Origin of the sequence: Sporosarcina sp. P20a (assembly GCF_002743175.1) — a bacterium.
Lineage (GTDB): Bacteria > Bacillota > Bacilli > Bacillales_A > Planococcaceae > Sporosarcina.
Genome location: NZ_PDYT01000004.1, coordinates 80,363 through 101,076 on the forward strand (window position 1 = coordinate 80,363; position 20,714 = coordinate 101,076).

23 protein-coding genes are annotated in these 20,714 nt (G+C 39.3%); 15 read left to right on the forward strand and 8 right to left on the reverse strand.

The window, feature by feature from the left end; all coding sequences use genetic code 11:
* The first annotated feature begins 147 nt into the window (after positions 1–147).
* The gene (locus tag CSV72_RS06720; RefSeq protein ID WP_099634348.1) at positions 148–660 is read left to right on the forward strand and encodes a flavin reductase family protein; all 513 of its coding nucleotides are present in this window, start codon (positions 148–150) and stop codon (positions 658–660) included.
* A 374-nt stretch (positions 661–1,034) separates the two neighbouring features.
* On the opposite strand, the gene CSV72_RS06725 is transcribed toward CSV72_RS06720, so the two are convergent.
* Positions 1,035–2,441: a purine-cytosine permease family protein gene (locus CSV72_RS06725; protein WP_099677718.1), complete on the reverse strand. Its 1,407-nt coding sequence runs from the start codon at positions 2,439–2,441 to the stop codon at positions 1,035–1,037.
* Positions 2,442–2,747: 306 nt separating this feature from the next.
* Positions 2,748–3,656: a catalase gene (locus CSV72_RS06730; RefSeq protein ID WP_099677719.1), complete on the reverse strand. Its 909-nt coding sequence runs from the start codon at positions 3,654–3,656 to the stop codon at positions 2,748–2,750.
* Positions 3,657–3,771: 115 nt separating this feature from the next.
* Between CSV72_RS06730 and CSV72_RS06735 the strand changes: the two genes are divergently transcribed.
* Positions 3,772–4,326: a YusW family protein gene (locus CSV72_RS06735; RefSeq protein WP_099677720.1), complete on the forward strand. Its 555-nt coding sequence runs from the start codon at positions 3,772–3,774 to the stop codon at positions 4,324–4,326.
* A 108-nt stretch (positions 4,327–4,434) separates the two neighbouring features.
* Here CSV72_RS06735 and CSV72_RS06740 read toward each other — a convergent pair whose 3' ends face one another.
* Positions 4,435–4,779 carry a DUF3899 domain-containing protein gene (locus CSV72_RS06740; protein ID WP_158232168.1) on the reverse strand — a complete coding sequence of 115 codons (345 nt, stop codon included), beginning with the start codon at positions 4,777–4,779 and terminating at the stop codon, positions 4,435–4,437.
* Positions 4,780–4,969: 190 nt separating this feature from the next.
* Here CSV72_RS06740 and CSV72_RS06745 point away from each other — a divergent pair, with 190 nt between their 5' ends.
* The 6 genes from CSV72_RS06745 (at position 4,970) to ytvA (ending at position 11,774) form a co-directional block, all read left to right on the forward strand.
* Positions 4,970–6,709, forward strand: a complete 1,740-nt coding sequence (locus CSV72_RS06745; protein ID WP_099662028.1) for a peptide ABC transporter substrate-binding protein — start codon at positions 4,970–4,972, stop codon at positions 6,707–6,709.
* Between the two features lie 171 nt (positions 6,710–6,880).
* The gene (gene opp3b, locus CSV72_RS06750; protein WP_099662029.1) at positions 6,881–7,813 is read left to right on the forward strand and encodes an oligopeptide ABC transporter permease; all 933 of its coding nucleotides are present in this window, start codon (positions 6,881–6,883) and stop codon (positions 7,811–7,813) included.
* Entirely contained in the window at positions 7,813–8,838 is a 1,026-nt protein-coding gene (opp3C, locus tag CSV72_RS06755) for an oligopeptide ABC transporter permease (protein ID WP_099677722.1), read from the forward strand. The genes opp3b and opp3C overlap by 1 nt, the downstream gene beginning before the upstream one ends.
* Positions 8,839–8,853: 15 nt before the next feature.
* Entirely contained in the window at positions 8,854–9,918 is a 1,065-nt protein-coding gene (locus CSV72_RS06760) for an ABC transporter ATP-binding protein (RefSeq protein ID WP_099677723.1), read from the forward strand.
* The gene (locus tag CSV72_RS06765) at positions 9,918–10,850 is read left to right on the forward strand and encodes an ABC transporter ATP-binding protein (protein WP_099677724.1); all 933 of its coding nucleotides are present in this window, start codon (positions 9,918–9,920) and stop codon (positions 10,848–10,850) included. Before CSV72_RS06760 ends, CSV72_RS06765 begins: the two co-directional genes overlap by 1 nt.
* 141 nt (positions 10,851–10,991) lie before the next feature.
* The gene (gene ytvA / locus CSV72_RS06770) at positions 10,992–11,774 is read left to right on the forward strand and encodes a YtvA family blue-light photoreceptor (RefSeq protein WP_233191125.1); all 783 of its coding nucleotides are present in this window, start codon (positions 10,992–10,994) and stop codon (positions 11,772–11,774) included.
* 45 nt (positions 11,775–11,819) lie between these two features.
* Here ytvA and CSV72_RS06775 read toward each other — a convergent pair whose 3' ends face one another.
* Positions 11,820–12,308, reverse strand: a complete 489-nt coding sequence (locus tag CSV72_RS06775) for a DinB family protein (protein WP_099677726.1) — start codon at positions 12,306–12,308, stop codon at positions 11,820–11,822.
* An 80-nt stretch (positions 12,309–12,388) separates the two neighbouring features.
* Here CSV72_RS06775 and CSV72_RS06780 point away from each other — a divergent pair, with 80 nt between their 5' ends.
* From CSV72_RS06780 to CSV72_RS06805, 6 genes are all read left to right on the forward strand, one after another.
* Positions 12,389–13,027: a pentapeptide repeat-containing protein gene (locus tag CSV72_RS06780; protein ID WP_099677727.1), complete on the forward strand. Its 639-nt coding sequence runs from the start codon at positions 12,389–12,391 to the stop codon at positions 13,025–13,027.
* A 49-nt stretch (positions 13,028–13,076) separates the two neighbouring features.
* Positions 13,077–13,631, forward strand: coding sequence for a GNAT family N-acetyltransferase (locus tag CSV72_RS06785; protein ID WP_099677728.1), 555 nt, complete (start codon positions 13,077–13,079; stop codon positions 13,629–13,631).
* 92 nt (positions 13,632–13,723) lie between these two features.
* A complete protein-coding gene (msrA, locus tag CSV72_RS06790) occupies positions 13,724–14,389 on the forward strand; it encodes a peptide-methionine (S)-S-oxide reductase MsrA (RefSeq protein ID WP_099677729.1) in 666 nt (221 codons plus the stop codon).
* A gap of 95 nt (positions 14,390–14,484) precedes the next feature.
* Positions 14,485–15,657: an MFS transporter gene (locus tag CSV72_RS06795; protein WP_099677730.1), complete on the forward strand. Its 1,173-nt coding sequence runs from the start codon at positions 14,485–14,487 to the stop codon at positions 15,655–15,657.
* 11 nt (positions 15,658–15,668) lie between these two features.
* Complete coding sequence (locus CSV72_RS06800) at positions 15,669–16,259, forward strand: histidine phosphatase family protein (RefSeq protein WP_099677731.1); 591 nt, start codon at positions 15,669–15,671, stop codon at positions 16,257–16,259.
* Positions 16,243–16,755: a YcxB family protein gene (locus CSV72_RS06805; protein ID WP_099677732.1), complete on the forward strand. Its 513-nt coding sequence runs from the start codon at positions 16,243–16,245 to the stop codon at positions 16,753–16,755. Before CSV72_RS06800 ends, CSV72_RS06805 begins: the two co-directional genes overlap by 17 nt.
* Positions 16,756–16,789: 34 nt before the next feature.
* Here the strand turns inward: CSV72_RS06805 and CSV72_RS06810 are convergent, their stop codons facing one another.
* Positions 16,790–18,433: an ABC1 kinase family protein gene (locus CSV72_RS06810; protein WP_233191127.1), complete on the reverse strand. Its 1,644-nt coding sequence runs from the start codon at positions 18,431–18,433 to the stop codon at positions 16,790–16,792.
* 9 nt (positions 18,434–18,442) lie between these two features.
* Positions 18,443–18,634, reverse strand: a complete 192-nt coding sequence (locus tag CSV72_RS06815) for a hypothetical protein (RefSeq protein WP_099677733.1) — start codon at positions 18,632–18,634, stop codon at positions 18,443–18,445.
* A gap of 128 nt (positions 18,635–18,762) precedes the next feature.
* On the opposite strand from CSV72_RS06815, the gene CSV72_RS16710 reads away from it, so the two are divergent.
* Positions 18,763–18,909, forward strand: a complete 147-nt coding sequence (locus CSV72_RS16710) for a hypothetical protein (RefSeq protein ID WP_158232169.1) — start codon at positions 18,763–18,765, stop codon at positions 18,907–18,909.
* Between the two features lie 52 nt (positions 18,910–18,961).
* On the opposite strand, the gene CSV72_RS06820 is transcribed toward CSV72_RS16710, so the two are convergent.
* Positions 18,962–19,708 (reverse strand): AAA family ATPase, encoded by a 747-nt coding sequence (locus tag CSV72_RS06820; RefSeq protein ID WP_099677734.1) that lies wholly within the window; start codon positions 19,706–19,708, stop codon positions 18,962–18,964.
* A gap of 49 nt (positions 19,709–19,757) precedes the next feature.
* Positions 19,758–20,549 (reverse strand): class II aldolase/adducin family protein, encoded by a 792-nt coding sequence (locus CSV72_RS06825; RefSeq protein WP_099677735.1) that lies wholly within the window; start codon positions 20,547–20,549, stop codon positions 19,758–19,760.
* Between the last annotated feature and the right edge of the window lie 165 nt (positions 20,550–20,714).

Below are 20,714 nucleotides of genomic sequence, written 5' to 3' on the forward strand. Positions count from 1 at the left end.
ACATAAACTAAAAAAACTATACAACAAGAGGAGAAAACTGAAGAAAGGCGATGGAAGTGCTATGATGGATGTAGACATGCCGAATTCAAAAGTGATGGACTAGATCTATTACTCAAATTGGCTTATTTATAAAGGAGAGAATGTTTCATGAAAAAAGAAGAACAACAGAATTTATTTAAAGAAATTATGGGTAATTATCCCACTGGTGTAACAGTGGTTACTGCAGTAACTGAAGATGGCACACCAGTTGGGCTAACAGTAAACTCGTTTGCTTCTGTATCCTTGGATCCAATGCTTCTCTTATGGTCTATCGATCATAGAGTATCTTCTATTAAAGCATTCACTGAAGGCGGTAAATTTGCAGTGCACGTACTTGCAGGAGATCAAAAAGAGCTTTGTAGTACATTTGCGAGCCGTGTAGAAGATCGTTTTTCTACATGCGAATGGGAAATGTCGGATAATGGCTTGCCTATTATTGAAGATGCATTCGGTGTGTTTGAGTGTAAGACGTTCCAAACGATTGAAGCCGGAGACCACACCATCATTATTGGTGAAGTAGTTGATCTCCAAGTTGAGAAAGACAAAGAGCCAATGCTGTATCACCGTAGAGTGTTTGGATCTGTGCCACCTGTATTCTATCAACAAGATGACAAAGCTTGAATTTGAAGCATTCATGCCGTTATACAAAAGCCGTTTCATTTTATAATGGGACGGCTTTTCTTCATACATATTCTATTATTTACGTTGCATTTAACTCCCTAATGAATGGACAGAAATTCCACGGAATTCTTCGGAATGATTAAATGATCGCCTGACTTCTATTTTCTGTATCTCCATGTATGCACTATTCTTACCGAAAAAATTCGGATAATTTCCTTCTTAAGATATACTGGTTTCTATTACTACATGCGTTCGTTTTCCAGTAGAGCTGGCATAATTCGTTTTGTTTTGTGCCAAACTGTTAGGTTGTTTCGTCATCCTAACATCAAAAACTGAACTTCTAATTAGAAGTTCAGTTTTTAAGTAGCTCATTATTAACCTAATTTATCATCTGCTGTAATATCATTTGGTTCGCGTACTAAATAGTATTTACCTTTCGTATACATAGCGATTACTACTGTCAGTATTGAAGCCAATATGGCAGCGATAAATGCGGCTGTGGATTGTAGGAATATACCAAGATAACCAGAAGCTGCAATCGCTCCAAATGTACTTGCTATTAGTAACGAAGCGACACCGACAGGATTCCATTTATACAAATATTCCTGTCTTGAAACATAATAAGTCGGACCTATCTTCAGCCACTTCTTGACAACCAGTGCATCCGTCACAAGAATAGCAGCCCATGAAAATAGAAACACACCTTGGAATGTCATGACTGTATCTAGATGATCCACGATTCCACCGAGCATCAATAAGATAGCACTTACAGCCGAGATTACTACCCAGAATCTGCGCCCAGGAGTGAAACGGAATACATTCTCGAAGAAATTCGATAGCGATAGGGAACTACTATAGATATTGGTTACGTTAATTCGCAACTGTGTCAGCATCGTAAACAGTGCACCACCGATGCCCAGTAATAACACGATATATACGCCTGGATCTTTCTCCAAGAATCGTACACCGAACCAAATACCAAGTCCACCCATTACACCGTAACAAAAAATCTGCGGAATGAAGCCGATTGCAATAGAACCAAACTTTCGATCAGATGGTTTTAAGAAACGAGCGTAATCTGAAGCGAGTAAGGCGGTCAGCCCCATAATTCCATTGTGCATCCCGATACAGAACAATAATGCAGTACCCCCGAACTGAACACCTTCGGGCATATAGGAGAACACAGATCCTGTATAAACAGCCGGCTTGATGAACGATACAACAATGGCTGCAACTAGGAACACCATAAATACTGGCATGGACCATTTTTGAAGCTTGTCCAGCTGCTCGATTCCGAACCAGTTAAGTGGAATAACAAGCGTTCCGAAAATAACAATCAAAATCCACTTAGGAAAGTCAGGCGTGAAATAGTGTACAGCTGATACGAGAATTAACCCTTCAAACGCACAATACATAATGAAGTTCGAAGCGTAAATTAATGAGGTTAGCGAGGAGCCGATATAGCCAAATCCGCCACCCCGTGATAAAAGGTTAACGTTCATGCCGGATTTAGCGGATAAATACGCAATTACGGTACCAAGCAAACCAGCTACTATGATAGCGTAAATAGCCGACGCGATAGCGTTTGGTGCACCGAATTGCAAAGCCATGACACTACCCATTTGAAAATAAAAGATGGCAGTTGCGATTCCGAACGTGATGTTCGTAATGCTCAGCCAACTTTTAGTACGGTCTTCTAGAGGTACACGATCTAAAGAGTAATCCTTTTCAGTTTCATCATCTTCCATAATATCCAGTACTTTTTCTTCTTCCTTTGTCATACACATCAGCTCCTTATAGTAAGTAGTCAACCCCTTCTGCTAGCCTTGCCAGCACGTTCTTATTCATATCGGATGGTGAATTTGGTTCGTCCATTGAATTGACACGTTTTTAGTTTAACAAAAACATAATGAAAAAATCAAGTTTAGCGTGGCTTTGTAATAGTACCAGAGAAAGAACTAGAGATTCTAAATGATTATAGACTTTCTTGTCCACAATATATAAAACAAGCCATTCCTTATAATGTAATTTATTTAGTGAAAATAGTAAAAGGTATGGGTTCTAGTAATCGTTTGCACTATATAAATCTAGAGATTCATTCTTCCCTCAATAGCCCCTCGTCGCTTAGCGGATTCAGCGTAGGCAGCGGAGCGGAATAGTAATACCGGATCATCACTGCATTCTATTCCTTCTATAGTAACTGTTGGATCAAAGACGAAGGATTCTGCGTTATCTGCACGAAGAGAGTTCAGTGTAAGAATTCCTGCTTCAATTTTCTTTCGGTCATCAGGCCAGGCTATAGTGGGATCATTCGTGGCATCGCCTTGTTCAGCTAATTGCATAAGTAATCGAAAACGTACAGGATGTCCTTGCTCAACTTTTTGAATGAGTTCATTTTCCATAGAGTTGCTGGCAGTATCAAAGTCATTTTGGGGCAGGGGTTGCCATTTAAATCGAACAGCTTGTCTCTCTAAATCATCGTTCTTCAAAAAGTACGCATGGATAGAATAGTAATGAAGTGACTCGAAATTACGAAATGGTTTTAGTTCTTTTAAAATAGAGGCGAATGCTTTGTGCTCTGTATCATGGATCAGTGCATCTATTCGTTGTGACATTGTACTGCTTGAATCAAATGTTTGTATTAAACGAATAAAGGCTTCAGGAGTTTTACTGATGAAGATCGGTACATTGACCATAGTCAGATTGGTAAATGTATCATCAGCTATTTGGAAACGCACGGCCATACCTTTAACTGGATTCAATCGCTCATTTGGGTTTGAACTCGTAGAACTGTGAGAAAATCGGACAACAGCAGAAACTTCCGTTTGCTGTAGATGAGCAGCTGTTGTCAAAGGTACAGCTGCCCCGGTTGGTTGGAAAGTCGCATCAAATGCGACACCAGTCGCGTGCGCACGGCGTAAAGTACTTTCCGTATGTACCGCAGATTCAATGGAGTCAATTGCTTCTTTAGCAGTTAAGGGATTCTGATTATTCATTTGAAAACACTCCTTTACTAACCAACATACCCTTCATTAAATAAAACTAACCGATTAGAAAGTAGCAAAAAGGGTAACAATAAAAGTAATACGACTTTTTAGGAGGAACATTTTTATGAAAAGACTAATAATAACAGGAGTATCAGTCATGGCGCTTGCATTGGCAGGGTGTGGAACGAATGCAACGGATGATCAAAAAGAAAATTCTACTGAAACGAATCCACCGGTGGAGCAGCCGTTAGAGCCGGCTACTGATGATACGAATCAAAACGCAGGTGAAGCTGTACCAGATGCTACAACAGATTCCTCTGCTAACTCGGCGACGGGAGATATGCAAGCCGAAATGGACAAGCTTTCATTTAAAGAAATCGAATTAGACGTTTCATACGGGAAAGACAAAGAGTATGAAGCGGAAATTGAACAAGATGAAAATGAACCCATTAAAGCAAAAGTAGAAGATGAGCTAAATGAAATCTATTTGAAAGGTCAGGAAGCATTTGATGATGTCTATTCAAAAGTTAAAAATCTAGATGTGACAAAAGACAGCTCACAACAAGAAACAATTGATAGCATACTAAAAGCTTTTAACCTTCAAGCGGATTATGAAAAATTCGAAGTAGAAATCAAATTCAATGATGGTAGTAAGCTCGAGGTAGAAGATCGTAAATAATTACGATTTTTCAAAGAGGTAAGAGGGAAAGACTCAACATTCTCTGAAAAAATATATCAGTAAATTAAAAATCTCGGCATTTCCTTTTTAGGAAGTGCCGAGATTTTTTTATAGATAGTATAAACCTAGCGCTACAATCATTAGAATGAAGGTGGGTATACCTGCGATGAAAAACCAAGCAGGACTCGCAGATATAACTTCGGATGGAGCACGCATAGATTCGATTACCTCCCTTTGACCCTTTCTAGCAAACACTTTACGTGAGCTCTTCATGAAGAAGTCAAAGGAGCCAGTACGGACAACAAACACAACCCCACCAATGAATAACAGGAATCCACTAACGAAAAAGGAAGCATTAATATAGCCGAGTAGTGAGATTTTACCGTATACTGAATAGACAGAAATAACAATTACTAATTGAGATATGAGAAATACAATAATATTACGTTTCATAGGAATCCTTCTTTTCATTTATAAAGTTTGTAACTACTGTCTATCATACAAGATAGGAGTCAGAATGTGTAGAATCTTCGACAATAGTTTAAAATTAAGATAATATCAATGTTAGCGTTTACATCTATAAGTTTTTCTTGTATAATGAACAAGCTAGTACTTCAAAAATACCAAAGGGGAGGTCAACAATTTGAAGAGTAATAAGTGGCTTTTATTGATGGCACTAACATTAGTGCTAAGTATGTTCTTAGCTGCATGTGGCGGTTCGAAAGATGAAGACAAGCCAGCAGCAGACGGGGACGATAAAGATAAAGATGCGGCAACTGAAGAACCAGAAGAAAAACAGCATGCCAAAGACGAAGAAGGAGAGCCAGATGCTGAGCAAGTATTATACTTAGCTGAATCTGCTGCTATCCCATCTGTCGACTCGTCAATCGTAGAAGATCAGGTAGGCTTCAACGTATTAAACAACATTAATGAGGGTTTATATCGTTTAAACCAAGAAAATATTGCAGAACCTGCAATGGCTGCTGAAGAAGCAGAAGTTAGTGAAGATGGATTGACTTATACATTCAAACTTCGCGATGCAATGTGGGCTGATGAAACACCTGTTACAGCTGACGATTTCGTTTATGCTTGGCAGCGTGCAATTGATCCAGCAACTGGTTCACCTTACGGACCATTCATGATGTCTGGCGTAGTGAAAAACGCGACAGCAATCTCTGAAGAAAAAATGGAAGTATCTGAGCTAGGAGTTAAAGCTGTAGATGAAAAAACGTTTGAAGTAACACTTGAGCGTCCAGTACCTTATTTCTTATCACTTATGTCATTCGGAACTTTCTATCCACTTAAAGAAGAGTTCGTAGCTTCTAAGGCGGATGCATTTGCAACAAACTCTGATAACCTTCTTTCAAACGGACCATTCGTTTTAACTAAATGGGATGGAACTGGCGATAGCTGGACTTACGTTAAGAACGAAAATTATTGGGACGCAGAAAACGTTAAGCTTACTGAAATTAATGTAAACGTCGTTAAAGATTCTGCAACAGCAATTAAACTATATCAAGATGGTAAGTTAGATCGCGCTGGAGTTTCCGGTGACCTAGCTATGCAATATCGCGATGATGAAGAAGCTGTTGTTCAACCAGAAACATCTGTATTCTATTTTAAGTTTAACCAAGAGCGTGATGGTAAAGAAACACCACTTGCTAATGAGAACATCCGTAAAGCCATTGCTAAAGCTTTCGAAAAGGAAGACATGGTAGATGTAGTACTTGCCAACGGTTCATTAGCTGCAAACTTCTTAGTACCAACAAACTTTGCATTTGATGAAAACGAAAAAGATTTCCATGAGTTAAGCGGCAATCACTTAGAGTACAATGTGGAAGAAGCACAAGATCACTGGAAAAAAGGTCTTGAAGAACTAGGTGTTGAATCTCTTGATCTTGAAATTCTAGGTGGAGACACAGAGCTTTCTAAGAAAATGGACGAGTACTTCAAGTCTCAATTAGAAGGTAACCTAGAAGGACTTAAAATTTCGTTGAAAGAAGTACCATTCTCTGTACGTTTGGACTTGGATGGCAACCAAGACTATGATATTCAAGTATCAGGTTGGGGACCAGACTTCCAAGATCCGATTTCATTCTTGGATCTATTTGTAACAGATGGTACGAACAACTTAATGTCTTACTCTAATCCTGAGTACGATAAATTGATTGAAGATTCAAAAGGAGAACTAGCTCTTAAGCCAGAAGAGCGTTATGAAGCATTCGCAAAAGCTGAGAAAATTCTACTTGATGAAGACGCTGCAATTGCACCAATTTATCAACGTGGTTTGATCTTCTTGCATAAGCCTCACTTTAAAGGCTTAGTAGATCATCCATTTGGAGCAGATTATAGCTATAAGTGGGCATACATTTCAGGTAAATAATTGAAATGAAGTAAGGATTTAAGTTTAATAGGGGAGAGTATATGGGGGTAGATATCCATATACTCTCTTTTTAGTAACAGTAAATAGTTGCAATATTTAATTTATTGTCGAAAAATGTCAAGTGGTTACTTGCATAACTAGTTAGAAACTCTTTTGGAGGTGTAACGTACCGTGGTTAAGTATATTGGAAAACGCATAGTATATATGTTCATAACGCTGTTTTTAATTGCAACTGCCTCTTTTTTCCTGATGCAAACTTTGCCAGGTTCACCGATCGCTTCTTACAACAAATTGAATGATACACAAAAAGCGATTGTTGAAAAGAAGTATGGAATTGATAAGCCTAAGCCTGTGCAATATGCTATCTATATGAAAAACTTGGCAAAAGGTGATTTGGGAACATCTTTCGTATTTAAGGGCAAAAGTGTCAACGATTTATTGGCTACTAGATTAAAACCTTCTTTAATCTTGGGAGCGCAAGCGATGGTCTTCGGGACTATTGTCGGAATCCTACTAGGTATGCTTGCCGCATTGAAGCATAATACATTCTGGGATTACGGAAGCACCTTTTTAGCGATACTCGGTATTTCCATTCCGTCCTTTGTATTTGCATCATTGTTGCAATATTGGATTGCTTCAGAGTGGCATCTATTACCAGTCGGCTTGTGGAATGACGGCTGGAAATCTAGTGTCCTGCCATCGCTTGCACTCGCTATGGGGCCACTTGCCCTATCCGCACGCTTTATACGGACTGAGATGATAGAAGTATTGAATTCAGATTATATTGTTTTGGCTAAAGCGAAAGGTGCCAATGGTTTTGAAATTGCTTTCAAACACGCATTCCGAAACGCATTGATACCTTTAATCACAGTTCTCGGACCACTTGCAGCTGGTTTGGTAACGGGTTCACTTGTTGTAGAACAAATTTTTGCTATTCCAGGAATTGGTGAGCAATTCGTATCGTCTATCATGACGAATGATCATGCCACGATCATGGGTACGACATTAATGTTCTCGGCTTTCCTTATTGTAGTTATTTTTATTGTGGATATTTTATACGGGGTTATCGATCCGCGTATCCGCGTGTCTGGAGGTAAGGGATAATGCGCAATGAAAATGAACTAGAAAAATTAACGCAAGAAGATTTTGAACGAGTGACAATCGACGCGCATCATTCCGAACGTATAGAGAAACCGAGTTTGAGTTTCTGGCAAGATGCATGGTTGGGTCTCCGCAAAAATAAAGCAGCCATTGTCAGCATGGTCGTTCTTTTATTGGTTATACTCATGGCACTCATAGGTCCACATTTAAATGGACATGCGGGTGACACGCAAAACTTACGGCATGCAAACTTACCGCCAAAAATACCAGGAATTGAAGCTACAGGATTTTTTGATGGGGATGGTAAGCTGGCAGGGAAGACAGTCAATTTATACGAAATGAAAAAAGTGGATGAATACTATTGGTTCGGTACGGATGGTCTCGGTCGTGACTTATTTACACGACTATGGGAAGGAACACGTGTATCTTTATTTATCGCATTTGTAGCCGCAGCCATTGATATGGTTATTGGTGTTGCATATGGAGGAATCTCCGGATACTTTGGTGGCCGGACAGACGATATTATGCAACGGATTGTTGAGATCTTGATCGGTATTCCTACATTGATTGTCGTTATTCTGATGATCATGATTATGGACCCTGGAATAACCGCCATCATTGTCGCGATTACCATAACTGGTTGGATAGGGATGTCGCGTATTGTACGTGCTCAGACGTTGAAATATAAATCACAGGAATTCGTATTGGCTTCACGAACGCTAGGCGCCAAGGATGGAAAGATCATTACGAGACATTTACTGCCGAACATGCTTGGGATTATCATCATTAATACGATGTTTACGATTCCAAATGCGATTTTCTTTGAAGCGTTCTTAAGCTTTATCGGAATCGGACTCCAGCCACCAGCTGCTTCATTAGGTACATTGATTAATGACGGATACAAAGTGATGGAGAATCAGCCATACGTACTATTGTTCCCGGCCATTGTCATCAGTGTTCTTATGATTGCATTTAACTTGATAGGTGACGGGCTTCGCGATGCACTAGATCCTAAAATGAAAGATTAAGAGGAGGAGAGCAAGTTGACAAAAATATTAGAAGTAAAAGACCTCGAGCTTTCCTTCCACACATTTGCAGGTGAAGTGAAAGCAATCCGTGGCGTGAATTTTGATTTACACAAAGGAGAGACACTCGCTATCGTAGGTGAGTCGGGATCAGGTAAATCCGTAACGACGAAATCTATTATGCGACTCCTTCCTGAATCAAGTGCTGAATATAAAAACGGTGAAATTCTATTTGAGGGAAAAGATCTAACGAAAATTCCTGAAAAAAATATGCAAAAGATCCGCGGGAAAGATATTTCAATGATTTTCCAGGATCCGATGACTTCTCTGAATCCGACTATGACGATTGGAAGACAAATCATGGAGCCGATCTTGAAGCACCAAAAGCTGAACAAGTCGGAGGCACGCAAGCAGACAATTGAACTCTTAAATCTGGTAGGTATACCGAATGCGGAAAATCGTTACAAGATGTACCCTCACCAATTTTCTGGTGGACAGCGTCAGCGAATCGTAATTGCGATTGCGCTTGCATGTAATCCGAAAATATTGATTGCAGATGAGCCGACAACAGCCCTAGACGTAACAATTCAAGCGCAGATTCTTGAGCTGATGAAAGACATCCAGAAAAAGACCGATACGTCTATCATATTTATCACGCATGACCTTGGAGTAGTAGCAAACGTAGCCGATCGGGTAGCTGTTATGTATGGTGGTCGAATTGTCGAAATTGGTACAGTGGATGAGATCTTCTATAATCCACAACATCCTTATACATGGGGACTACTAAGTTCAATGCCATCTATGGATTTAGAAGATCAAAAGCTGTATGCAATTCCAGGCACACCTCCTGATTTATTAAATCCTCCAAAAGGGGATGCGTTCGCTTTGCGTAGTGAATATGCAATGAAAATCGATATGGAGCGTCAGCCTCCTTTCTTCAAAGTGAGCGATACACATTACGCAGCGACATGGTTGTTGCACTCGCAGGCACCACAGGTTGAACCGCCTGCCCTAATTATTGAACGTATGAAAACATTTAAAGGTAGCCGGTACTATGTTGATCAGACGGGAGGTACTGTGTGATGTCAGACAATTTAATTGAAGTACGTAACTTGAAACAATATTTTAATGCAGGGAAATCTACTGAAGTCCGTGCGATTGATGATATTAGCTTCACTATTAAACGTGGAGAGACATTCGGTTTAGTAGGGGAGTCAGGTTGTGGTAAATCCACGACTGGGCGTACAATGATCCGATTATATGATGCGACAGCGGGTCAAGTTCTTTATAATGGTGTAGATGTCCACGCACCGAAAAGCAAAAAGGAAAATCATGCATTGAATAGAAAGATGCAAATGATTTTCCAAGATCCTTATGCTTCATTGAATCCACGGATGAAAGTCTTGGATATTATTGCAGAAGGATTAGATATACATGGTCTAGTAAAAGGCAAAACGGAGCGTAAGCAACGAGTAATTGATTTGCTTGAGACTGTTGGTTTAAACCGTGAACATGCTGAGCGTTATCCGCATGAGTTCTCAGGTGGTCAGCGTCAGCGTATCGGAATTGCACGTGCATTAGCTGTAGATCCTGAGTTCATCATTGCAGATGAACCGATCTCTGCGCTGGACGTTTCTATTCAAGCACAAGTCGTCAACTTGTTGAAAGAACTACAGGAAGAAAAAGGACTGACGTATTTATTCATCGCTCATGACTTATCGATGGTTAAATACATTTCCGATCGTATTGGCGTGATGTACTTCGGTAAACTGGTGGAAATGGCTCCAGCGGATGAATTATACCGAAATCCAATGCACGCTTATACAAAATCCTTGCTGTCAGCGATTCCACTACCCGATCCAATTTATGAACGTTCACGTGTACGCCATCCATATAATCCAAAAGATCATCAATATGGACCGGACGAAAAAGTAGAATTTCGTGAAGTTGCTCCTGAACATTTTGTATTATGTTCAGAGAAAGAACTCGCCGAGATGCAAGCTACACGGGTATAAGATGTTATCCCTCTGACTATGTAGGTGTCAGGGGGATTTTTTTCTATCAAATTAAATCCAGTAGTTGTCCAGATGGTTTGTATGTTTCATCGCGTATTGTGCTACTATTGAAATAATAGATGCCATTTGAATTGATGGGGTGTGATTGTAATAAAGAAATTAACGGAGGCAGTCCAAAGACAATTGATGGAAGCGATTATTAATGGAAGTAGAGTAGGAGCTTTAGTAACAGATGCTTCACAGGAAGATAATCCGATAATTTTTGCTAACAAAACATTCGAAACGATGACAGGGTATACCCAAGAAGAAACACTTGGGCGTAACTGTAGATTTCTTCAAGGTAAAGATACAGACCCAACTACGGTATCGAAGATCAGAAGAGCTGTTTCAGAAAGAGTACCTTTGACGATCGTATTGAAAAATTATAAAAAAGACGGCACACTATTTTGGAATAGACTTAATCTTCGTCCAATTATAATTGATAATGTGCCATATTGTATTGGTACGCAAACTGATGTGTCGGTACAATACAGACAAATAGAAGAGCTGCATACGAAAGATCATGAAATAGAACAACTAATGTTACCCATCATGAGAATTTATGATAATCTGGCGGCTGTTTCATTAATTGGTCAAATGACGGAAGAACGATTTAATCTATTGATTACGAAACTGAGTGACTACGTTCACTCAAATGAAGTAGATCATGTGATGATTGATATAACAGGTTTATATTGGCAACAAGGAACTTCTATTGATCGATTGCTAGAGATACAGCAAGTACTGAAGCTTATGGGTTGTCAGCTTTATATTACTGGCATTACACCAGATCTTGCACATAAATTAGCAGCAGCTAAAGATACTCAACAAGTATTAAAAACCTTCTCAAGTATTCAGCAAGCCATTTTCCATATTCAGCGATAGAGAAAAGACCTCTACCATAACGAAAAGTTATGGTAGAGGTCTTTATCACATACCGAGTTGTTGTTTTACTTCTTTTATTTGTTCAATATGGCGCAGTTCATGATAGCCGACAAAGGGAATCCACTGTGTAAGACTCATTTCGCCAAAAATAGGGTGGGGATAAGACTTCACTGCTAATTGATCTTCCGTTGCGTTTTCAGCTACATCGTGTAAAGTCGAGTGAGTAGCTGTGAGCTTGCTTTTCAAGTCATGGAGAGTAGAATAATCTAAAGTCGGTGTCACAAAATGGGGTGCATCTACTTTATTAGAACGATCAACAGTAAGTTGAATTGGCTTATCTATCGTAATGTTTTGGTCTTCGGAAGAAAGCTTAATCTGAATGGTTTTTGTAACGCTACCTTCCATTAAGTAAAGATGCTGTAAAATTTGTTTAATGGACCATCTGTCTTCAGCCGGTTGTCTATTAATCACTTCATCTGTTAGGTATTCTACTTGTGCTAAAAGCTCTTTACGTGCTTGATCATTAATTTCCATAATGGTCACCCCTTTTAATTATAGTACCACTCGTTAGACAATAAATCTTTTGAAAAAGCTTGAAGAATAGGAGTTTGAAAATGAAAATAAATCAACCTAAAATACCCAACCGTTTAACGACGGTACAGTTACAAGACTTACTACACGAGGAGGATCCATTCCTACAAAATGCAAGTATTATTGATTCACGAATAGATGGGCAAACAATAGAACGTGCACAATTAACAAGCATGCTCATTAAGAATTCCAGTTTTCAAGGTGCTTTTCTACCAGAGCTATTTGCTACAGATGTTCGATTTGAAAACTGTGATTTTTCCAATGCAGACTTGACGGGTATAAGTATTCACCGAGTGAGTTTTCATAATTGTAAAATGCTCGGTGTCAATTTCACAAATGCCCGATTCACGGATGTGTTATTTGAGGAGTGTATTTGCAACCTTTCTGCATTTGTCCATGCAAGATGGGAAAGAGTGTGTTTCGAGAACTGCCAAGTGAGAGATGCAGATTTCTTCGATTGTAAACTGAAACATACGTATTTCATAAAGTGCAATTTGGATTCTGCCAGTTTTGACGAGACACCTCTAAAAGGAGTGGAGATCAAAACTTCAGAATTTGAGAGTATGACAGTATCTATAAAAGAATTGGATGGTTGTGTCGTATCTTCATTACAAGCAATTCAATTCGCTTCCATGTTGGGATTAGATATTCGTGATGAATAAAGCAAATAGACTAGGCACTAAAAATAACTTCAATTAAAGGAGCTATGCTATGTTTGTACATCAAGTAACAGAGGATATTTCATTAAAACTAGTGGGACAGAAAGATGCAGAAGAATTATTCGCTGTTGTGGATGGATCAAGGGAACACTTACGCGAGTGGTTACCGTGGGTTGATTCTATGACGGAAGCGGATCAGTATGGTCCAATCATTCATGCTTGGTTGCAACAATTCGCTGATGAAGATGGATTCCAGGCGGGTATTATGTATAAAGGGCATCTGGCAGGTTTTGCAGGATTCCATACAGTAAACTATACAAATAGGCAAACGAGTATTGGCTATTGGCTTGCTCAAGATTATCAGGGGAAAGGAATTATGACTGCGGTAGTATCCTCGTTGGTTGACTATGCATTTGACGAATATGATCTCCACCGCGTAGAAATTCGGTGCGCTACGGGGAATATAAGAAGTCAGGCAATTCCTGAACGATTAGGATTTAAGAAAGAGGGAGTCATTCGTGATGGAGAGTTTTTATATGATCATTATCACGATTTAATCGTATATGGAATGTTAGAAGATGAGTGGGAAAAGTGTGAAAAGTCATGAAACGTTTCGTGCAGAGTCCTTTTTAAAATGGACTCTGTTTTTTATCATTATATTTTGGTTATAGTACAATTAACATAAAGGGGCGGATCATCATGCTAACTACTACTGAAATTGATAATGAGTTAACGAAGAACAGAGAGTTGGAAACCGCAACATTTGGAATGGGATGTTTTTGGGGACCGGAAGCACGCTTTGGTAGCTTGCAAGGCGTCATAAGAACACGCGTAGGTTACACAGGTGGGACAACGGCAACACCAACATACAAGACGATGGAAGATCATACTGAAACTGTCGAAATCGATTATGATCCGACAAATATATCTTATGAAGAAATACTTCTACATTTTTGGCGTAACCACTATCCAAATCGTGATCAATATAGAGGGCAACAATATGTCTCGTCGTTGCGTTATCACAACCAGCAACAAAAACAGATAATAGATTTAGTAAAGGGTGAAATGGAGAAAGAGCTTGGTGAACCAATTGAAACCGAAATTACACCAGTAAGTCATTTTACACTAGCTGAAGACCGCCATCAGAAATATTATTTGAAGCGTTATCCGAATGTCTTGGAGAAGTTACATTCCCTGTATCCTTCTGAAGAGTCACTGATCCATTCGACATTTGCAGCGAGATTAAATGGATTCGTCAAAGGATTTGGCACACGTGATCAAATCGTGACTGAAATTATAGACTGGCCATTACATGAAAATGCACGGCAACAACTCATTGAAAAGTTCATGAGACTAAAATGGTAAAATAAGTAAATGCTGAATTAGTTCTTCTTGTAACTTTATACTGTGGTTGCTATGATATTCCAATATCAACTTAGAATGAGCGTAGGAGAGAGTAGATGAAAAAGGAAACTATCACGTTAGGTTTGCTACTTACCAATTTACTAATTGCATTTTTAGGAATTGGATTAGTTATACCTGTCATGCCAAGATTAATGAACGAATTACATATATCGGGGACAGTAGTTGGCTATATGGTCGCAACATTTGCGATGGCCCAGTTGTTTGTTTCACCATTTTCTGGAAGATGGGTAGATACATTTGGTCGAAAAAAGATGATTGTCGTTGGATTAATCATTTTTAGTTCTTCCGAATTTTTATTTGGGATTGGACAAACGTTGCCCGTACTATTTGCATCCCGGATTTTAGGTGGGATTAGTGCGGCTTTCATTATGCCAGCTGTTACTGCCTTTATTGCAGATATTACAACGATGGAAACTCGATCTAAGGCATTAGGTTTTATGTCTGCTGCCATATCTACAGGATTTATATTAGGTCCAGGGGTTGGCGGATTTTTAGCAACATACGGTACTCGGGTTCCTTTCTTCTTTGCAGGAGGACTGGCTTTGTTTGCGGCGATCTTTTCCTTTATTGCATTGCGTGAACCGGAACGTTATCAAGAAGCGGTAGCGGAGGATACAACTAAACCTGGATTGAAGCGGATTTTTGCACGTCATTATTTTATCGTCTTTATTATTATATTGATTTTATCTTTTGGCCTCGCTTCATTTGAATCGATTTTCAGTTTGTTCGTCGATCATAAGTTTGGATTCACGCCGAAAGATATTGCGATCATCATTACAGGAGGCGGCTTGCTCGGAGCAGTTGCGCAAGTAGTGTTATTCGACAAGCTTGCGAGAACGATAGGGGAGAAACGTCTAATCTTTTTCTGTTTAGTCTTTTCGTCCATTTTAGTTTTTCTGACAACGTTCGTGCAAAGTTATTTTTCCGTACTGGCTGTTACTATGATTATCTTCGTAGGGTTTGATTTGATACGACCGGCAGCAACTTCCTATTTGTCGAAAATCGCGGGAAATGAACAAGGTTTTGTCGGTGGCATGAACTCGATGTTCACGAGTATTGGAAATGTATTCGGTCCAATCATCGGTGGTGCCTTATTTGATGTCGACGTGGATTATCCGTTTTATTTCGGAGCATTTGTATTATTACTTGGCGTAGTGTTAAATTATCTATGGATTAAACGAACGCCATCTTTCAGACCTAATATCTAGGAGGAATTGAATTGACCATTATTGGTTTTGTCCGGCATGGGGTGACTGCCTGGAATAAAGAAGGGCGTGCACAAGGGAGTTCGAATATTCCTTTGGACGAAGAGGGGGTAGAGACTGCAAAGAAGCTGGCATTGCGCTTGGCGGATCAGGAATGGGACGTCATTTTCACTAGCCCTTTGACACGTGCTAGACAGACAGCAGATTTAATTGCCGCGCAGTCAGGGGTTAAAGTCATTGAAGACGAACGCCTGCGCGAGCGGAGTGGCGGATTGATTGAAGGAACGACGGAACTAGATCGCCAACAGAAGTGGGGCCCTCTGTGGAGGGAACTAGATTTACAGTTTGAGACGGCAGAAAATGTTGTAGCGCGAGGCCTTGAATTTGTGAATGAACAGGTCCAGAAGAATCCCAATCAACGTCTGCTCGTCGTAAGTCATGGTAGTTTTATTAAACGTATCATTGTGGCTCTGATGGAAGATGATAAATATACAATAAAGATTGATAACGCTTCATTGACTATAATTAATATAGAAAAGAAAAGTTGCTTGCTGTTAAATGACACAGCACACCTAGTAGGAGGACTAAATGGAAATCCACTATGAATTAACGGAACAAGATGTGGTAGCTTTTAATTTATATCATGTGAAAAATTCTAAAGTCGGTAAAAATTCATTGCAATGGCAGCGGTACATATCGCCGCTAATATTTTTACTGTTTGCATACTTTTTATCTATTTTTACTGATATGGCGAAAGGTCCGTTGTTCGCTACGTTTGGATTAACAGCTATTTTATGGGTGATTTTTTATCCTAAATATTTTTACTTTCATATTACACGACAAGTGAGCAAGATGCTTAGAGGCGGTAAGAATGAAGGTCTTGTTGGGGAACATTCTATGAAGATGAATAAGACGGGCATAGCAGATCAGACTGCAGTTGGTGAAACAAAGGTACAATGGGCTGGCGTGAAACAGTTAATAGAAGATGCGGATTACTTCTATATATACACGAGTACGGTGAGTGCATATATTATTCCAAAGCGAGATGTATACTCGGTCGAAGGGCTAAAAAGTTACATCCAACAGCGGATCATTACATAAATAAAAAAACAGAGGCTACCGAGCCTCTGTTTTTTTATTTTCCTAAGCGACGATATCTCCAAAATGAAATAAGCAGTATACTACCTGATCCAATTGCTAGTTCGGTATAGGAATCTATCAAGCTATAAGCAAGTGTTGCGAAAGATCCAACCGCGATGACTCCGGCGAATAGACGGTTTTGCATCTTCACTTGAAATGTACGTTGATCTATATCTCGTTGTTTTAGATACATATGAATCAATGCAGGTTGATCCAAGAATGAGGAGACTTTTGGCCCAAAACTATGAATTTGTCCAATGCCGTTTAATATGGTGTGTTGGAACTCTTTCTTATTCGTGAAGGGATTCTTATCTTTACTCTTTTTCTTGGCCCATACAACTAAACGGGGGCGGGTAATAGCGAGTAGATCTATTTCAGGATCTAGTATATACAGTACACCGACAAAAACAGAGACTGCACGACCTAAAAATGCAAATTCTGCAGGCATTTGCACTGGTTGTGTTCGGACAATGACTTGCAGATCTTGTAAAAGGTTTTCTACAACCATACTATTCATATCATATAAATCATTTGTTTCGTACGCTTTAACAACTTTCTCAATTGCGTTTGCCAATACTTTACGGTTTGCATTAGGTAGTAAAAAGTTCAAAGTTTCGAGACCATCGATAACACGATCGTATTGTTTTAAAATCACACCTTCTGTAACGACAAACATCGCGTCCGCATCTTCTTTTGTAATATTTATTACCATACCGAAATCAATTAACACGAGCGTACCGTCTGAGCGTATGAGAATATTGCCGCCATGAGGATCAGCGTGGAACTGACCACCTTCAAGGATTTGTTCTAAAAACAAACGAAAGAGCCGATTAGATAAATCTTTGCGATCGATATGATGCTTGTCAAGAAACGCAAGGTCGGTTATTTTAGAACCTTCAATCCATTCCATTACAAGCACTTTTCGAGTCGTATATTCATCATAATAGACGGGGAACTTTACACCTATCATATTAGGGAAGCGTTCGGCAAAACCCCGTCCGTTTCTCATCTCTTCGACAAAGTTCAATTCCGCTCCAATTACATCTGTCATTTCTTTATAAAGTAAATGTAAATCAATCTGTTTACTTAATGATGACCACTTTTTCGCAAGCCAGATCACAATTCGTATTGCTTTAAAATCCGCGTGCAAAATTCGTTCGATATCTGGACGCTGAATTTTTATAGCAACTTCTGATCCGTTATGTAGTACTGCCTTGTATACTTCGCCAATTGATGCGGATGCGACAGGCTTCGATGTAATATCTGTTAAGTACTCACTATGCGGTTTTCCCCATTCATCATCTAGTAGTTGTAGTGCCTTTTCAGAAGGGACCGCTGTTACTTGATCAGTAAGTCCCTCTAACTCTTTAATGAATGATGCAGGCATGATATCTGCACGTGTAGAAAGGAACTGCCCTAGTTTGACGAGTAATCCACCTAATTCAAGAGCTGTCTTTTTATAGATTTTTGCTTGATTCGTAACCAGCGTGTTCCATTTTTCAGTAACAGCGGGAGTGAAATTACCTCGATGACGTTTCTGGAATAATGTAACTTGAATAAAAAACACGACCGCAATCCAGACGATGCGTATAATACGATAACTAGCAGAACGCTTCATCGGCAGTCCTTCTTTCTGCATCAAACATATTTATTTTTTATTAGGTTTCATCTCTTTTAAGCCAATTCTCATCGCGGCTACAGCGCAATTAACATTTAATATGATTGCGATCGCTAAAAATAACCATTTCAATTTTTCAGGTACATCGAGGAAAATCGCTAAAAATAAAAATGTAAAGCCGATAACAAGCATGGACAAATATAGAGCCAATTTCTTAGACACAAGTAGTCCACCTTTCTTAAGTTCTACCCTTATTGTATCATGAAAAAACAAGTAATTTTAAATGTGTGTTTTTATTTCATAGTTCTGGGGAATAATATAATTACATTAATCAGACAGGAGTGTGGAAAATGACAAAGAGTTATGCAGATACACCTAAAGATGATAATGATAAGAGTTCAGCAAAATTAGCTAACGATGCAGCTAAAAAAGCTGAAGAACAGGTAGAAGAAATTAAGAAAGATGCAAGGGAACAAGTGAAAAAAGAAACTAAGTAAAGCCAAAAAGCGATTATTTCCTCGGAAATAATCGCTTTTTCATCATGAATAATTATTTTAGCAAATAATGCAACATACGGTCCTTATCATCAAAAAACTGCTTCATGATTTGGTAATGACTTGTTTCTTCTAATGTCGTTTCTTGCGCGCCTTCATCTGAAAATTCTATGATTTTTGCGCCTGGATAGGATAATAGAAGAGGGGAGTGTGTTGCAATTATGAATTGTGACCCTTCACCAACTAAATCATGAACTCTGCTTAACATAGATAGTTGACGCATTGGTGATAAAGCTGCTTCCGGCTCATCCAGTAAGTAGATGCCATTCCCTCTTAAGCGATGAATGAAAGTCGCCCAAAATGATTCGCCATGTGACTGTTTATGTAATGAAGTACCCCCGTAGCCATCTACAATCCTTGGGCTAGGACCTGGTGCACTATCCAACTCTTCAATAGTCGTTGCTAAATTGTAGAAAGTTTCAGCACGCAGAAAGAATCCATCGGTCGGTCGTATAACGCCTTTGATGAGTGTAATATATTCATCCAATACGGAATGGGAATCATAAGTAGAGAAGTTAAAGTTCAGTGAACCGCCTTCTGGATTAAAACCAGAGGCAACAGCAATACCCTCAAGTAATGTAGACTTTCCCATACCATTCTCTCCGACAAAAAATGTCACACTCGGATGAAAGTCCAACTCGGTCAGCGTGTTGATACAAGGCAAATGAAATGGATAGTCTTCAAATGATGGAACTTGATCGCGTTTCAAACGCATTCCACGTATGAATTGGTCTGAATACATATGATACCTCTTTTCTCTATGGCTTTTAAAAGATTATTACGTAAAGAAATCAATCCAACAGGTCAGGTTCTTCGCTCACAATATTTTCCCATAGCGGTTGGAAATTTTCCCAACCATCAATATCTCTACCAACTTGTTTAGCGGTGCTCGCAGCATGCTCGGGAGGAATCGGACTTACAATGCCGGCAGCTTCCGCTAGTAATTGAACTTGGCAAGAACGTTCCAGCGTAATAAACCAAAATGCAGCAGCATCAACAGTTTGTCCAACCGTTAATGGGCCATGATTCTTTAGAAATATCGCTTTGTTATGTGCTAATGCGTTTGCAACTTTTACCCCTTCATTTTCCTCATACACAACACCAGAAAACTCATCCAATACAGAGTGATCATTGTAAAATGCACAAGCATCTTGTGTTAACGGATCAATTAGTCTACCTGTCGACGCCCATGTTTTTCCGTATACTGGATGCAAGTGAACTGAAGCAATGACGTCGGGTCTGGCTTCGTGAATAGCAGAGTGAATAACTAGGGCAGATTTATGGAGAGAATATTTCCCCTCAACCACTTCACCGTCCGGATTTACCAAGACGAGATCGGATGCTTTGATCTTAGCGAAAGGTATGCCATACGGATTAACCCACATATGATCTTTTAATTCTGGATCACGATATGTCGCGTGACCTGCTACACCTTCTGTAAAACCGAAACGAGCAAACAGGCGAAACGCACCTGCTAATCGTTGTTTATTATGTTGACGCTCTTCATCAAGAGTCGAAAAAAATGGATATTGTAAATAATCGGTTACGTTCTCTCCGTGTACACGTTCTTCGCTGAAATTCATTAAATAACCCTCCATCTATTCTTAATAAATAAATATGTTCTATAAAAAGAATAACTTGCCATTACGAAAATATCAAATGCAGTATATTGTGTTTAGTGCTTGTATATTGACATTTTAAGCAACTTCACAGCATATGTGATCAGAAATTGATAGACTACTTGGTAG

What these genes read in the sequence shown, in the direction of transcription:
- CSV72_RS06720 (WP_099634348.1), top strand. Translation starts at nt 148, where the DNA reads ATGAAAAAAGAAGAACAACAGAATTTATTTAAAGAAATTATGGGTAAT.
- CSV72_RS06725 (WP_099677718.1), bottom strand. Translation starts at nt 2,441, where the DNA reads ATGACAAAGGAAGAAGAAAAAGTACTGGATATTATGGAAGATGATGAA.
- CSV72_RS06730 (WP_099677719.1), bottom strand. Translation starts at nt 3,656, where the DNA reads ATGAATAATCAGAATCCCTTAACTGCTAAAGAAGCAATTGACTCCATT.
- CSV72_RS06735 (WP_099677720.1), top strand. Translation starts at nt 3,772, where the DNA reads ATGAAAAGACTAATAATAACAGGAGTATCAGTCATGGCGCTTGCATTG.
- CSV72_RS06740 (WP_158232168.1), bottom strand. Translation starts at nt 4,779, where the DNA reads ATGAAACGTAATATTATTGTATTTCTCATATCTCAATTAGTAATTGTT.
- opp3C (WP_099677722.1), top strand. Translation starts at nt 7,813, where the DNA reads ATGCGCAATGAAAATGAACTAGAAAAATTAACGCAAGAAGATTTTGAA.
- CSV72_RS06765 (WP_099677724.1), top strand. Translation starts at nt 9,918, where the DNA reads ATGTCAGACAATTTAATTGAAGTACGTAACTTGAAACAATATTTTAAT.
- CSV72_RS06775 (WP_099677726.1), bottom strand. Translation starts at nt 12,308, where the DNA reads ATGGAAATTAATGATCAAGCACGTAAAGAGCTTTTAGCACAAGTAGAA.
- CSV72_RS06780 (WP_099677727.1), top strand. Translation starts at nt 12,389, where the DNA reads ATGAAAATAAATCAACCTAAAATACCCAACCGTTTAACGACGGTACAG.
- CSV72_RS06785 (WP_099677728.1), top strand. Translation starts at nt 13,077, where the DNA reads ATGTTTGTACATCAAGTAACAGAGGATATTTCATTAAAACTAGTGGGA.
- msrA (WP_099677729.1), top strand. Translation starts at nt 13,724, where the DNA reads ATGCTAACTACTACTGAAATTGATAATGAGTTAACGAAGAACAGAGAG.
- CSV72_RS06795 (WP_099677730.1), top strand. Translation starts at nt 14,485, where the DNA reads ATGAAAAAGGAAACTATCACGTTAGGTTTGCTACTTACCAATTTACTA.
- CSV72_RS06805 (WP_099677732.1), top strand. Translation starts at nt 16,243, where the DNA reads ATGGAAATCCACTATGAATTAACGGAACAAGATGTGGTAGCTTTTAAT.
- CSV72_RS06810 (WP_233191127.1), bottom strand. Translation starts at nt 18,433, where the DNA reads ATGCAGAAAGAAGGACTGCCGATGAAGCGTTCTGCTAGTTATCGTATT.
- CSV72_RS16710 (WP_158232169.1), top strand. Translation starts at nt 18,763, where the DNA reads ATGACAAAGAGTTATGCAGATACACCTAAAGATGATAATGATAAGAGT.
- CSV72_RS06820 (WP_099677734.1), bottom strand. Translation starts at nt 19,708, where the DNA reads ATGTATTCAGACCAATTCATACGTGGAATGCGTTTGAAACGCGATCAA.
- CSV72_RS06825 (WP_099677735.1), bottom strand. Translation starts at nt 20,549, where the DNA reads ATGAATTTCAGCGAAGAACGTGTACACGGAGAGAACGTAACCGATTAT.